The 14,004-nt window shown below is 73.6% G+C and carries 10 protein-coding genes, 1 tRNA gene and 1 riboswitch; of the genes, 10 read left to right on the forward strand and 1 reads right to left on the reverse strand.

The window, feature by feature from the left end:
• Positions 1 to 100: 100 nt before the first annotated feature.
• A complete protein-coding gene (mfd, locus tag ACSNOC_RS04630; RefSeq protein ID WP_436745928.1) occupies positions 101 to 3,670 on the forward strand; it encodes a transcription-repair coupling factor in 3,570 nt (1,189 codons plus the stop codon).
• 149 nt (positions 3,671 to 3,819) lie between these two features.
• Positions 3,820 to 4,287, forward strand: coding sequence for a hypothetical protein (locus tag ACSNOC_RS04635; RefSeq protein ID WP_436745929.1), 468 nt, complete (start codon positions 3,820 to 3,822; stop codon positions 4,285 to 4,287).
• Here ACSNOC_RS04635 and ACSNOC_RS04640 read toward each other — a convergent pair.
• Positions 4,258 to 4,329: transfer RNA gene (locus ACSNOC_RS04640), tRNA-Gln, on the reverse strand. The genes ACSNOC_RS04635 and ACSNOC_RS04640 overlap by 30 nt on opposite strands.
• Positions 4,330 to 4,493: 164 nt before the next feature.
• Between ACSNOC_RS04640 and ACSNOC_RS04645 the strand changes: the two genes are divergently transcribed.
• The 8 genes from ACSNOC_RS04645 to ACSNOC_RS04680 all read left to right on the forward strand — a co-directional run bounded on the left by ACSNOC_RS04645 (position 4,494) and on the right by ACSNOC_RS04680 (position 13,906).
• Positions 4,494 to 5,813, forward strand: coding sequence for a sensor histidine kinase (locus tag ACSNOC_RS04645; protein WP_436745930.1), 1,320 nt, complete (start codon positions 4,494 to 4,496; stop codon positions 5,811 to 5,813).
• Positions 5,806 to 7,062 carry a cytochrome P450 family protein gene (locus ACSNOC_RS04650; RefSeq protein WP_436745931.1) on the forward strand — a complete coding sequence of 419 codons (1,257 nt, stop codon included), beginning with the start codon at positions 5,806 to 5,808 and terminating at the stop codon, positions 7,060 to 7,062. The genes ACSNOC_RS04645 and ACSNOC_RS04650 overlap by 8 nt, the downstream gene beginning before the upstream one ends.
• A 607-nt stretch (positions 7,063 to 7,669) precedes the next feature.
• A riboswitch (cyclic di-AMP (ydaO/yuaA leader) is annotated at positions 7,670 to 7,812 on the forward strand.
• Between the two features lie 3 nt (positions 7,813 to 7,815).
• A complete protein-coding gene (locus tag ACSNOC_RS04655) occupies positions 7,816 to 8,487 on the forward strand; it encodes a transglycosylase family protein (protein ID WP_436745932.1) in 672 nt (223 codons plus the stop codon).
• Positions 8,488 to 8,720: 233 nt separating this feature from the next.
• Positions 8,721 to 10,001, forward strand: coding sequence for a phosphopyruvate hydratase (gene eno / locus ACSNOC_RS04660; RefSeq protein WP_436745933.1), 1,281 nt, complete (start codon positions 8,721 to 8,723; stop codon positions 9,999 to 10,001).
• A 148-nt stretch (positions 10,002 to 10,149) separates the two neighbouring features.
• Positions 10,150 to 10,674 (forward strand): FtsB family cell division protein, encoded by a 525-nt coding sequence (locus tag ACSNOC_RS04665; protein WP_436745934.1) that lies wholly within the window; start codon positions 10,150 to 10,152, stop codon positions 10,672 to 10,674.
• A 39-nt stretch (positions 10,675 to 10,713) separates the two neighbouring features.
• Complete coding sequence (locus tag ACSNOC_RS04670; RefSeq protein WP_436745935.1) at positions 10,714 to 11,223, forward strand: DUF501 domain-containing protein; 510 nt, start codon at positions 10,714 to 10,716, stop codon at positions 11,221 to 11,223.
• Positions 11,220 to 12,173 (forward strand): Ppx/GppA phosphatase family protein, encoded by a 954-nt coding sequence (locus ACSNOC_RS04675; RefSeq protein WP_436745936.1) that lies wholly within the window; start codon positions 11,220 to 11,222, stop codon positions 12,171 to 12,173. The genes ACSNOC_RS04670 and ACSNOC_RS04675 overlap by 4 nt, the downstream gene beginning before the upstream one ends.
• A 341-nt stretch (positions 12,174 to 12,514) precedes the next feature.
• Complete coding sequence (locus ACSNOC_RS04680) at positions 12,515 to 13,906, forward strand: NAD(P)/FAD-dependent oxidoreductase (RefSeq protein ID WP_436745937.1); 1,392 nt, start codon at positions 12,515 to 12,517, stop codon at positions 13,904 to 13,906.
• Positions 13,907 to 14,004: the final 98 nt, after the last annotated feature.

Consider the following 14,004-nt stretch of genomic DNA (forward strand, 5'->3'; position numbering starts at 1 on the left):
CCCCGGCCCGCCGCGCGTGCCGGGTGATTCGCGTTGCCCGTCAGGCGCGCCGCCCATCCGACACCCGCCACCCGCACTCACCACCCTCGGACGGAACCTCATGAGCCTGCACGGCCTGCTCGACGCCGTATGTGAAGAGCCAGCCCTCGCCGAGGCCGTCGCCGCCGCCGCTGCCGCAGCCGACGGCGGGCGGCGCCACCTCGACCTGGTCGGCCCGCCCGCCGCCCGCCCGTTCGCCGTCGCCGCCCTCGCCCGCACCGCCCGGCGCCCGGTCCTCGCGGTGACCGCGACCGGCCGCGAGGCGGAGGACCTGGCCGCCGCCCTGCGTTCGCTGCTGCCGCCGGACGGCGTCGTGGAGTACCCCGCGTGGGAGACGCTGCCGCACGAACGGCTCTCGCCGCGCGCCGACACGGTCGGCCGGCGGCTGGCCGTGCTGCGCCGCCTGGCCCACCCCCGCGCCGACGACCCGGGCGCCGGACCCGTCTCGGTCGTCGTCGCGCCCGTCAGGTCCGTGCTCCAGCCGCAGGTCAAGGGCCTGGGCGACCTGGAGCCGGTCAGCCTGCGCGGCGGCCAGAGCGCCGACCTGGCCCGGATCACCGAGGCGCTGGCCGCCGCCGCGTACAGCCGCGTCGAGCTGGTCGAGAAGCGCGGCGAGTTCGCCGTGCGGGGCGGCATCCTCGACGTCTTCCCGCCCACCGAGGAGCACCCGCTGCGTGTGGAGTTCTGGGGCGACGACGTGGAGGAGATCCGGTACTTCAAGGTGGCCGACCAGCGCTCCCTCGAAGTCGCCGAGCACGGCCTGTGGGCGCCGCCCTGCCGCGAACTGCTGCTGACCGAGGACGTGCGCCGCCGCGCCGCCGCACTGGCCGCCCGCCACCCCGAGCTGAACGAGCTGCTGGGCAAGATCGCCGAGGGCATCGCCGTCGAGGGCATGGAGTCCCTGGCGCCCGTGCTCGTCGACGACATGGAGCTGCTGCTCGACGTGCTCCCCGCCGGCAGCATGACCGTCGTCTGCGACCCCGAACGGGTCCGCGGCCGGGCCGCCGACCTGGTGGCCACCAGCCAGGAGTTCCTCCAGGCGTCCTGGGCCGCCGCCGCCATGTCGGACAGCGGCGAGGCGCCCATCGACGTCGGCGCCGCCTCGCTGCGCGGCCTGGCCGAGGTCCGGGAGCGCGCCGCCGAGCTGGGCATGCCGTGGTGGTCCGTCTCCCCGTTCTCCTCGTCCACCGCGGACGACGAGGCCGGTGAGGACACGCTGCGCCTGGGCCTGCGCGCCCCCGAGACGTACCGCGGCGACACCGCGCGGGCGCTGGCCGACACCAAGGGCTGGCTGGCCGACGGCTGGCGCGTGGTGTATCTGACGGAGGCACACGGCCCGGCCGCCCGCACGGCCGAGGTGCTCGCCGGGGAGGGCATCGCCGCCCGCCTCGACGGCGCGCTGACGGGCGAGATCGCCCCGGCCGTCGTCCACGTCTCGTGCGGCGCGATCGAGCACGGCTTCCTCGCGCCCCGCCTGAAGCTCGCCGTCCTCACCGAGACCGACCTCACCGGCCAGAAGGCGGCCGGCCGCGACGGCGTGCGGATGCCGGCCAGGCGCCGCAAGACCCTCGACCCGCTGACGCTGGAGGCCGGGGACTACATCGTCCACGAGCAGCACGGCGTCGGCCGGTACATCGAGATGGTGCAGCGCACGGTGCAGGGCGCCACCCGCGAGTACCTGGTGGTGGAGTACGCGCCCGCCAAGCGCGGCCAGCCCGGCGACCGGCTGTTCGTGCCGACCGACCAGCTCGACCTGGTCACCAAGTACGTCGGCGGCGAGGCCCCGACGCTGCACCGGCTCGGCGGCGCGGACTGGACCAGGACGAAGGCCAGGGCGCGCAAGGCGGTCAAGGAGATCGCGGCCGACCTGATCAAGCTGTACTCGGCGCGGATGGCGGCCCCCGGCCACGCGTTCGGCCAGGACACCCCGTGGCAGCGGGAGCTGGAGGACGCCTTCCCGTACATGGAGACGCCCGACCAGCTCACGACGATCGCCGAGGTGAAGGAGGACATGGAGAAGTCGGTCCCGATGGACCGGCTCGTCTGCGGCGACGTCGGCTACGGGAAGACCGAGATCGCGGTCCGCGCCGCGTTCAAGGCGGTGCAGGACGGCAAGCAGGTGGCGGTGCTGGTGCCGACGACGCTGCTGGTGCAGCAGCACTTCGGCACGTTCTCCGAGCGGTACGCCCAGTTCCCGGTCACCGTCCGGCCGCTGTCCCGCTTCCAGTCCGACGCCGAGGCCAGGGCGGTGATCGAGGGGCTGCGCGACGGCACGGTGGACGTCGTCATCGGCACGCACCGGCTGTTCTCGTCCGAGGTGAAGTTCAAGGACCTGGGCCTGGTCATCGTGGACGAGGAGCAGCGTTTCGGCGTCGAGCACAAGGAGCAGCTCAAGAAGCTGCGGGCCAACGTGGACGTGCTCACCATGTCCGCCACGCCCATTCCGCGCACCCTGGAGATGGCCGTCACCGGCATCCGGGAGATGTCGACGATCACCACGCCGCCCGAGGAGCGGCACCCGGTGCTGACGTTCGTCGGACCGTACGAGGAGCGGCAGATCGGTGCGGCGATCCGCCGTGAGCTGCTGCGCGAGGGCCAGGTCTTCTACATCCACAACCGGGTGGACTCCATCGACCGCGCCGCGGCCCGGCTGCGGGAGATCGTCCCGGAGGCGCGGATCGCGACCGCGCACGGGCAGATGGGCGAGGCGGCGCTGGAGCAGGTGGTCGTGGACTTCTGGGAGAAGAAGTCCGACGTGCTGGTGTCGACCACGATCGTGGAGTCCGGCATCGACATCGCCAACGCCAACACCCTCATCGTGGAGCGCGGCGACACGTTCGGCCTGTCGCAGTTGCACCAGTTGCGCGGCCGGGTCGGCCGGGGCCGGGAGCGCGGCTACGCGTACTTCCTGTATCCGCCGGAGAAGCCGCTGACGGAGACCGCGCACGAGCGGCTGGCCACCATCGCGCAGCACACCGAGATGGGCGCGGGCATGTACGTGGCGATGAAGGACCTGGAGATCCGCGGCGCGGGCAACCTGCTGGGCGGCGAGCAGTCCGGGCACATCGCGGGCGTCGGCTTCGATCTGTACGTGCGGATGGTCGGCGAGGCCGTCGCCGACTACCGGGCGGCTCTGGAGCAGGGCGCGGCCGGGGCCGAGCCGGAGGAGTCGCTGCTGGAGGTGAAGATCGAGCTGCCGGTCGACGCCCACGTGCCGCACGACTACGCGCCGGGGGAGCGGCTGCGCCTCCAGGCGTACCGGTCGATCGCCGCCGCCGACACCGAGGACGACATCCGCGCGGTGCGGGAGGAACTGGCCGACCGGTACGGGCCACTGCCGGAGCCGGTGGAGAACCTGCTGCTGGTCGCCGGGCTGCGGATGCTGGCCCGCTCGTGCGGGGTCACGGACATCACGCTCCAGGGCAACAAGATCCGGTTCTCGCCGGTGGAGCTGCGGGAGTCGCAGGAGCTGCGGCTGAACCGGGTCTACCCGGGCTCGGTGATCAGGCGCGCCGCGCACCAGGTCCTGGTGCCCCGGCCCACGACGGCCCGGGTCGGCGGCAAGCCGGTGACCGGCCGCGACCTCCTGGCGTGGACCGGCGAGTTCCTGACGACGATCCCCGGCTCCTGACCGTTCCCGGCGCGCGGGCCGGGGGAGCTGGGGCGCCAGGCACCGGAACCCCTCGCCGGTGCCGGGCGCCCCAGCGGCTCGTGGGGCCCGGAGGGGGGCGCCGCGCCCGCGCGGGCCGTGGCCGGACGGACGGGCGTCGGGATCCCCGCTTGCCGGTGCCGGTGTTCTCCCGCGTCACCGTGACCCGGTGGGCCCGGTTTCCCCCGGTGTGGCCGATGGCGTACGCGTCGGGCGGGCACGCCTCGGCGGCGGAGACCGTGATCTCCGTGCCGTTGTCGAAGACCGGCGTCTCGCCGGCCTGCTGCTCTTCTTCCCCGTCCTGCCCGGGGCTTTCCTCTTCCGTTCCCGCCCCGCCCGCGCGGGCCCCGGCGCGGGTCCGCGGACCGTCGCGGGGACCGGAGGGGACGACGGCGCTGGACGGGATCAGAGGGCTGCTGTCCACCGGCCGGTACGCGCGGGCGGTGCCCGGGATGGGGCGCCCGGCCTGCGGATTCACGGCCGAACGCGGCCCGTACGACCCGGTGGTGGCGCGGCTGCGGGTGACGAGCAGCTCCGCCTGCGGCAGTTGGGCCATGTGCGCCGAGAGGCTCCCCCGCCAGGACTCGAACCTGGAATGATCGGACCAAAACCGACAGTGTTGCCAATTACACCACGGGGGAGGGCAAATCGGGCAGGTTGCCCGGTGGAGCGGGCCGCCGATCCGACAGGCACCACTATGCCAGTCCACCGGCCCCCGACGCGACGGCCGAGCGCGCGACCCGGCCCCGGCGCGGGCCGGTCGCCCTCCTGAAAAGGAGTAGACCGCGCCCTTAGTCTGGTCCTTATGAATGCGACGGGGGCGGGGGAAGCGCCGGGGCAGGGGTTCGCGCTCGCATGGTGGCATCGGCGGCGCAGCGTGGCGCTCGACGGGGGCCTCGCGCTGGCCTCGGCCGTCGAGTGCGCGGCGCAGGGGGTCGGATTCGCGGACCGGACCGGGCTGCCGGTCGGCCTGGTCGTCGTGCCGGGGGCGCTGGCCGGGCTGACGCTGCTGGTGCGGCGCCGCTGGCCGCTCGCGGTGATCCTGGTCTCGGTCGCCGTCCTGCCCGCGAACATGGGCATCATGCTGGCCCTCGTCGGCCTCTACACCCTGGCGACCACCGACGCGCCGCGCCGGATCATCGGGGCGCTGGCGGGCATGGAGGGCGTGGGGACGGTCATCGTCACCTATCTCCTCATGGACCAGGACCCGGGCCTGCGCGAGCAGGGCGTGCCGATGTGGTTCGAGCCGCTGGTCTCCGTGCTGTTCGGCGTGGCCTGTGTGGTGCCGCCGGTGCTGCTCGGCATGTATGTGCGGGCGCGGCGGCGGCTGGTGGAGTCGTTGCGGGACCGGGCGCACGGTCTGGAGCGGGAGCTGGCGCTGCTGGCCGAGCGGGCCGAGGAGCGCGCGGAGTGGGCGCGGGACGAGGAACGGCGGCGGATCGCGCGCGAGATGCACGACGTGGTGGCGCACCGGGTGAGCCTGATGGTGGTGCACGCGGCGGCGGTGCAGTCGGTGGCGCCCAAGGACCCGGAGAAGGCGGCGAAGAACGCGGCCCTCATCGGCGACATGGGCCGGCAGGCGCTGACCGAGCTGCGGACGATGCTGGGCGTGCTGCGGGCGGGGGACGGCCGGGCCGCCGCGGCGCCGTCCCGGCTCGCGGAGATCGCGGCGGCGGCGCGGCTGGAGGAGGAGTCGGGGCCGTCGCTGACGGAAGTGGCCGTGCTGGTGGACGAGTCGCGCGCGGCGGGCATGACGGTGGACCTGGCCGTGGAGGGGGAGCCGCGCGGGTACGCGGAGCAGGTGGAGTCGACGGCGTACCGGGTGGTGCAGGAGGCGCTGACCAACGTGCACAAGCACGCGGCGGGCGCGGCGGCGCAGGTGCGGCTGGCGCACCGGGACGGCGAGGTGGCGGTGCTGGTGCAGAACGAGGCGCCGGCGGGCGGGGGTCCGGCGCCGGACGGGGCACGGCTGCCGAGCGGGGGGAACGGCCTGGTGGGGATGCGGGAACGGGTGACGGCGCTGGGCGGCGGGTTCGTGTCGGGGCCCACGGACAGCGGGGGCTTCCGGGTGTCGGCGGTGATCCCGGATCAGCGCGGACGGCGGCCGGAGCGGGCGGATGGCTGAGGCCGGGGAGCCGCCCGCGCTGTTCGGCCAGGACTTCACGGCGGACCCGTATCCGGCGTACGCGTGGCTGCGGGAGAACGCGCCGGTGCGCCGGGCGGTGCTGCCGAGCGGGGTGGCGGCCTGGCTGGTGACCCGGTACGCCGACGCGCGGCGGGCGCTGGCGGATCCGCGGCTGAGCAAGAACCCGCGGCGGCACAGCGCCGCCGAGCACGCGTCGGGCCGGGTGGGCATCCCGGGGGAGCGCGGCGCGAACGTGATGACCCATCTGCTGAACATCGACCCGCCCGACCACACGCGGCTGCGGCGGCTGGTGTCCACGGCGTTCACGCCGCGCCGGGTGGCCGAGTTCGAGCCGCGGGTGCGGGAGCTGGCGGAGCGGCTGGTGGACGGGTTCGCGGGCGCGGGGTCGGCGGACCTGATCGACGAGTTCGCGTTCCCGCTGCCGATCTACGCGATCTGCGAGCTGCTGGGCGTGCCGCGCGAGGACCAGGACGACTTCCGGCGGTGGGCCGGGATGATGCTGCACACGGCGGGGAAGCGCGGCGGCGTGGGGCGCGCGGTGCGGCGGATGCGGACGTATCTGGGGGAGCTGATCCACCGCAAGCGCGGGGAGTTGGGGGACGACCTGATCTCCGGGCTGATCCGGGCCTCGGACCACGGCGAGCAGCTGACGGAGGACGAGGCCGCGTCGATGGCGTTCATCCTCCTCTTCGCGGGCTTCGAGACCACGGTCAACCTCATCGGCAACGGCACGCTGGCGCTGCTGCGGAACCCGGCGGAGCTGGCGCGGCTGCGGGGCGCGGTGGCGGCCGGGGACGAGGGGCTGATGGCCACGGCGGTCGAGGAACTGCTGCGGTACGACGGGCCGGTGGAGCTGGCGACGTGGCGGTTCGCGTCGGAGCCGCTGACGCTGGGCGGGGAGCGGGTGGAGCGCGGCGACCCGGTGCTGGTGGTGCTGGCGGCGGCGGACCGGGACCCGGAGCGGTTCGCGGCGCCGGACGTGCTGGACCTGGGGCGGACGGACAACCCCCATCTGGGGTACGGACACGGCATTCACTACTGCCTGGGCGCGCCGCTGGCCCGGCTGGAGGCGCGGACGGCGCTGGCGACGCTGCTGCGGCGGCTGCCGGACGTGCGGCTGGCCGCGGAACCGGGGGAGCTGCGCTGGCGGGGCGGTCTGATCATGCGCGGGCTGCGCTCGCTGCCGGTCACGTTCACGCCGGAAGGCGACAGGACGTCAGCGGGGTGAGGATCACCTGATCGCGGCGGGCGCGGTGGTCGAGCGGATCCTCGCCGGCCGGGCCGAGGCGGCATCGGGGCGGGCCCGACCCGGCCGACGCGGTGGCGGGGGCGGAGTGCACGCGGGCCGGTACGGGGTGCGGTGGGGGGACGCGCTGTCCGCCATTGCGGTCGAGTCCGGCGTGTCCGGCGGCCGGACCGCCCTCGACAGGGCGAACAAAACGGTCATTGGCGACAATCTATATCTTCTACTCCCGGATCGGGAGCCGGAGTTGACGGTCACGGCCCGTGAGGTACCGATCCGCGAGCGCAACGTTGCGATTCCGAAAATGTGACCATCATCTCCCCGTACATCGGTGATATCCGACTCTTTTGTCGCTTCCGTCCCCGGGCTGACCTGGGCAAATCCGACTCTTTACCCGTCAACCCCCGCCACGCCCGTGATCATCTTCGTTCTTGAATCGTTAGCGAGCGTGTGTTTAGTGTCCCTCCGCCCGACGCCTCGCCGGGTGCCGAAGCCGTAACGCCGAATCCTGCCGCCGGCCTCGGGGACCACCATCGCGCACCACCGCAGGCAGGAGCGGGGGACCCAGACCGCGACCCGTCACACCGACGGCGGGCCACGGACGCCGCACCGGACCACACCGTCCGGCGGCGGCTTGGGGTGAAGCCCCGGACGCGCCGCAAGGCGTCCCGGGGCCGGGCAACTCACCTGACCCGAACCCGACAGCTCACCTCGCAGGCGTCGGTGAGAAGGAACGTCATGCTGTTCACGGGCAAGGGCCGTCATCGTCGTCCGTCCAAACCGACCCGCTTCGCCGCCGCGGCCACCGTCACCGGTGCCGCCGCGGTCGCGCTTCCCCTGCTGAGCGCGGGCAGCGCGAGCGCCGCCTCCGTCGACACCTGGGACGCCGTCGCCCAGTGCGAGTCCGGCGGCGACTGGGCCATCAACACCGGCAACGGCTACTACGGCGGCCTGCAGTTCTCCCAGTCGAGCTGGGAAGCGGCCGGCGGCACGCAGTACGCCTCCCGCGCCGACCTGGCCACCAAGGACCAGCAGATCGCCACCGCCGAGCAGCTCCTCGCCATGCAGGGTCCGGGCGCCTGGCCCGTCTGCGGCGCGCAGGCCGGCCTGACCGCCGGCGGCCCGGCCCCCGAGCTGGGCACCGGTGCCCCGGCCCCCGAGCCGGTCCCGGCTCCCGAGCCGGAGTCCGCCGCCGAGCCGCTGCCGGAGGTCCAGGCCGAGCCGGCGCGCGAGGAGGAGGCGCCCGCCGACCACGGCAACGGCGGCACGTACACCGTCCAGCGCGGCGACACCCTCTCCGAGATCGCCGAGGACCACGACACCACCTGGCAGCAGCTCTGGGCCGACAACGCCGACGTCGTCGGCGAGGACCCCGACCTGATCCACCCCGGCCAGGAACTGCGCGTCTGACACCGCCCGGCCGGCCATGCCGGTGAACGGAACCCGGTGCGGGGCGACGTCCCCGCACCGGGTTTTCTTCTCCTGTTAAACAAAAAGATGACACCCACCCTGAGCTGGGCGTTCAGTGGAGGATCGGGCGCTTGGGGCGAGCTGGCGAACAGTGCGGCCCCCGGGGGCGGCTACGCTCTTCAGGGTTGAAGACCCGCCACTGACGACATCCACTCGGACCTAAGGAGAACCTCGTGCCGTCTATCGACGTCGTCGTAGCCCGCGAGATCCTTGACTCGCGAGGCAACCCCACGGTCGAGGTCGAGGTCGGCCTCGACGACGGCAGCACCGGCCGTGCCGCGGTGCCCTCCGGGGCCTCCACCGGGGCCTTCGAGGCGCTGGAGCTGCGTGACGGGGACACCGGCCGCTACCTGGGCAAGGGCGTGGAGAAGGCCGTCCTCGCCGTCATCGAGCAGATCGGCCCCGAGTTGGTGGGCTACGACGCCACCGAGCAGCGGCTGATCGACCAGGCGATGTTCGACCTGGACGCCACCGCCGACAAGTCCTCGCTCGGCGCCAACGCGATCCTCGGCGTCTCCCTCGCCGTGGCGCACGCCGCCTCGGAATCCCGCGACCTCCCCCTCTTCCGCTACCTCGGCGGGCCCAACGCGCACCTGCTGCCGGTGCCGATGATGAACATCCTGAACGGCGGCGCGCACGCCGACTCCAACGTGGACATCCAGGAGTTCATGATCGCCCCCATCGGCGCGGAGTCCTTCTCCGAGGCCGTCCGCTGGGGCGCCGAGACCTACCACACGCTCAAGAAGGTGCTCAAGGAGCGCAACCTCGGCACCGGCCTGGGCGACGAGGGCGGCTTCGCGCCGAACCTCGGCTCCAACCGCGAGGCCCTCGACCTCATCGTCGAGGCCATCCAGAAGGCGGGCTACACCCCGGGCCAGGACATCGCCCTCGCCCTGGACGTGGCCGCCACCGAGTTCTACGCGGACGGCGCCTACACCTTCGAGGGCAAGTCCCGCACCGCCGCCGAGCAGACCGCGTACTACGCCGAGCTGGTCGACGCCTACCCGCTGGTGTCCATCGAGGACCCGCTGAGCGAGGACGACTGGGAGGGCTGGCAGGCCCTCACCACCGAGCTGGGCGGCCGGCTCCAGATCGTCGGCGACGACCTGTTCGTCACCAACCCCGAGCGGCTCCAGCGCGGCATCGACGCGGGCGCGGCCAACGCGCTGCTGGTGAAGGTCAACCAGATCGGCTCGCTGACCGAGACCCTCGACGCCGTGGAGCTGGCCCAGCGCAACGGCTTCAAGTGCATGATGTCCCACCGCTCCGGCGAGACGGAGGACGTCACCATCGCGGACCTGGCCGTCGCCACCAACTGCGGCCAGATCAAGACCGGCGCCCCCGCCCGCTCCGAGCGGGTCGCCAAGTACAACCAGCTCATGCGGATCGAGGAGATCCTCGACGACGCGGCCGTCTACGCCGGGCGGAGCGCCTTCCCGCGCTTCCGCGGCTGAGACCCCGCGCGGGGGCGGGCGTCCGGCGTTCGTCCCGGCCGTTCCGCCGTGTTCCGTCTCGTACGCCCGTCCTACGCCCGTCCCCGCCATCCGTCCCGTACGGTGGCGGGGACACGCGTACGACGGACACGGGTGAGAGGGAGGCGACGTGGCCGCGGAGCGGGACCGGTTCTCCACCGCCACCAGGCTGAGGGCGCTGGGCGAGCAGGCCGCGGCCCGCGTCTACCGGGCACAGAGCCGGCGGCTGCGCCGCCCGCCGCGCCGCAGCCGCCTCACCGGCCGGGCCGCGATCCTGGCGCTGGTCGTCTGCTCGCTGATCGTCGCGCTCGCCTACCCGCTGCGCCAGTACATCCAGCAGCGTGCCGAGATCGACGACCTGCGGCGGCAGGCCGAGGAGGAGCGGCAGCGGGTCGAGGAGCTGCGCGACGCCAAGGCCCGCTGGCAGGACCCGGCGTATGTGGAGCAGCAGGCGCGCGAGCGGCTGCAGTTCGTGCGGCCCGGCGAGATCGGCTTCATCCTCCCCGACGCGGACCCGGACGCGGAGTCCGGTGAGGGCGACGGCGAGGACGGGGACGGCGCGGACGACGCGTTCGGCACCCGCGGCGCACCCGTCCCCCGCCCCTGGTACGACAATCTGTGGGACGGCGTCGACGCGGCCGACCGGCCGAGCTGACCGACCGTCCCGCCTGGTCCCGTTGACAGAAAGCCACCCGTGGAAACCCCAACCCCGACGGACGCCGCCGCGGTCGAGGAACAGCTCGGCCGGACACCGCGCGGTCTGCGCGCCGTCGCCCACCGCTGCCCCTGCGGCAACCCGGACGTGGTCGAGACGGCCCCCCGCCTGCCGGACGGCACGCCGTTCCCCACGACCTACTACCTGACCTGTCCCCGCGCCGCCTCCGCCATCGGCACCCTGGAGGCCGAGGGCGTGATGAAGGACATGACTGCCCGGCTGGCCGAGGACCCCGGGCTGGCCGCCGCGTACCGGGCCGCGCACGAGGACTACCTCGCGCGCCGGGACGCCATCGAGGTGCTGCCGGGCTTCCCCAGCGCGGGCGGGATGCCCGACCGGGTCAAGTGCCTGCACGTGCTGGTCGCCCACTCCCTGGCCGCCGGGCCCGGGGTGAACCCGCTGGGCGACGAGGCGCTGGCCATGCTGCCCGAGTGGTGGCGCAAGGGGCCCTGCGTCCCGGTCCGTTCCGAAGGAGACGACGAAGCATGACGGCAGCCGCCGCGATCGACTGCGGCACCAACTCCATCCGCCTGCTGATCGCCGACGCCGATCCGGCGACCGGCCGGCTGACCGACCTCGACCGGCGGATGGAGATCGTCCGGCTCGGCCAGGGCGTGGACCGCACCGGCCGCCTCGCGCCGGAGGCGCTGGAGCGCACCTTCGCCGCCTGCCGCGCGTACGCCGCGGCGATGGCCGAACACGGCATCACGCCGGAGCGGACGCGGTTCGTCGCCACCTCCGCCTCGCGCGACGCGGAGAACCGCGAGGAGTTCACGCGCGGCGTGCGGGACATCCTCGGCATCACGCCCGAGGTGATCAGCGGCGACGAGGAGGCCGCGCTCTCCTTCACCGGCGCCACCAAGGAGCTGGCCGGGCGGCCCGGGACGACGCCGCCGTACCTGGTCCTCGACATCGGCGGCGGCTCCACGGAGTTCGTGCTCGGCGACGACGCGGTGCGCGCCGCCCGCAGCGTCGACATCGGCTGCGTCCGCCTCACCGAGCGGCACCTGCTGCACGACGGGCGCGTCACCGATCCGCCGACGGACGGCCAGATCGCCGCGATGAGCGCCGACATCGACGCCGCGCTCGCGCTCGCGGCCGAACGGGTCCCGCTGGACGCCACCCACACCCTCGTCGGGCTGGCCGGCTCGGTGACCACGCTCGCCGCGATCGCCCTCGACCTGCCCGCCTACGACTCGGCCGCGATCCACCACTCCCGCCTGACCGCCGACCGCGTCCGCGAGATCACCGCCCGGCTGCTGGCCGCCACCCACGCCGAGCGCGCCGCGATCCCGGTGATGCACCCGGGCCGGGTGGACGTGATCGGCGCGGGCGCGCTGATCCTGACGAAGGTGCTCGAACGGACGGGCGCGCGGGAGGTCGTGGTGAGCGAGCACGACATCCTCGACGGCATCCTGTGGTCGGTCCTGACCCGCTGAGAGCCCCTGCGGAACGGGCCCCGGAAGAAGTTCGTGAAGTTTTTCACATGCTGCCCCGCGAAACCGCCCCGACGCACGGCCGTCACGGCCGGGGAACGGCCCGCACGGGCCCTTCCCCGGCCCCGTCCGGGCGGTGTCCGGGGCGGGCCCGGCCGTTCGGGCGAGGGTGCCGGAGCGGGATCCACGCCCGCGACCTGCGCCGATCTCTCGGACGCCGCCGCGGCGCCGGGCGGCGATGTTTACTTGCTGGTAACAAAGGCGCGTAGTGTAACAGAACCCCCGTACCTGCTTGTGAACCCCCTCACGAGCACCCCCCTCCCCCCGGGTGGATACTCGATGCCATGAGCACCACGGAGCGTCCCCGCATTCTCGTCGTTGGTGGCGGGTACGTCGGTTTGTACGCAGCCCGCCGCATCCTGAAGAAGATGCGTTACGGCGAGGCGACCGTCACCGTCGTCGACCCGCGTTCGTACATGACCTACCAGCCGTTCCTCCCGGAGGCGGCGGCCGGAAGCATCTCCCCCCGCCACGTCGTGGTCCCGCTGCGCCGCGTGCTGCCCGGCGCCGAGGTTCTCACCGGGCGGGTCACCTCCATCGACCAGGACCGCAGGGTCGCCACCGTCTCGCCGCTCGTCGGCCGGGCGTACGAGGTGCCCTTCGACTACCTGGTGGTGGCCCTCGGCGCGGTGTCCCGCACCTTCCCCGTGCCGGGCCTGGCCGAGCAGGGCATCGGCATGAAGGGTGTCGAGGAGGCGATCGGGCTGCGCAACCACGTGCTGGAGCAGTTCGACAAGGCCGACTCCACCACCGACGAGGACATCCGCCGCAGGGCGCTGACGTTCGTCTTCGTGGGCGGCGGCTTCGCCGGGGCCGAGACCATCGGCGAGATCGAGGACCTGGCCCGCGACGCGGCCCGGTACTACCCCAACGTCAGGCGCGAGGACATGCGTTTCCTCCTCGTCGACGTCGCGGACAAGATCCTCCCCGAGGTCGGCCCGAAGCTCGGCGAGTGGGGTCTGGAGCACCTGAAGAAGCGCGGCATCGAGGTGCACCTGGGGACGTCGCTCACGTCCTGCGTCGACGGCCACGTGGTGCTCAGCAACGGCGTCGAGGCCGACTCGAACACCATCGTGTGGACCGCGGGTGTCAAGCCCAACCCGGTGCTGGCCCGGTACGGCCTGCCGCTCGGCCCGCGCGGTCACGTGGACACCGAGGCCACCCTCCAGGTCAAGGGCACCGACTACATCTGGTCGGCCGGCGACAACGCCCAGGTCCCCGACCTGGCCGCCCGCGCGGCCGGCCAGGAGAACGCCTGGTGCCCGCCCAACGCCCAGCACGCGCTGCGCCAGGCCAAGGTCCTCGGGGACAACGTGATCTCCGGGATGCGCGGCTTCCCGCAGCACGAGTACAAGCACGCCAGCATGGGCGCGGTGGCCGGTCTCGGCCTCCACAAGGGTGTCGCCCTCATCAAGCTCGGCCGGCTGACCCTCCGCTTCCGCGGCCGGCTCGGCTGGTATCTGCACCGCGGCTACCACGGCATGGCCGTGCCGACCTGGAACCGCAAGATCCGGGTCTTCGCCGACTGGGCCCTGGGCATGTTCCTCAAGCGCGAGGTGGTGTCCCTCGGCGCGATGGAGCACCCGCGCGAGGAGTTCTACGAGGCGGCGGCCCCCGTCACCGCGGCGGCCGAGTCCAAGCCCCGGTCCGACGAGCCGGCGGCCAGGGCGAGCTGACTCCCCGCGCACCGGCGCGGCAGGGGCGGGCGGCGAGAGCCGTCCCGCCCCTTTTCGCGTTGTGCTGTTCATGCTCCCGGCGGCGGCGAACGGCGGAA

This window comes from Streptomyces sp. URMC 129 (genome assembly GCF_051386415.1).
Classification (GTDB): domain Bacteria; phylum Actinomycetota; class Actinomycetes; order Streptomycetales; family Streptomycetaceae; genus Streptomyces.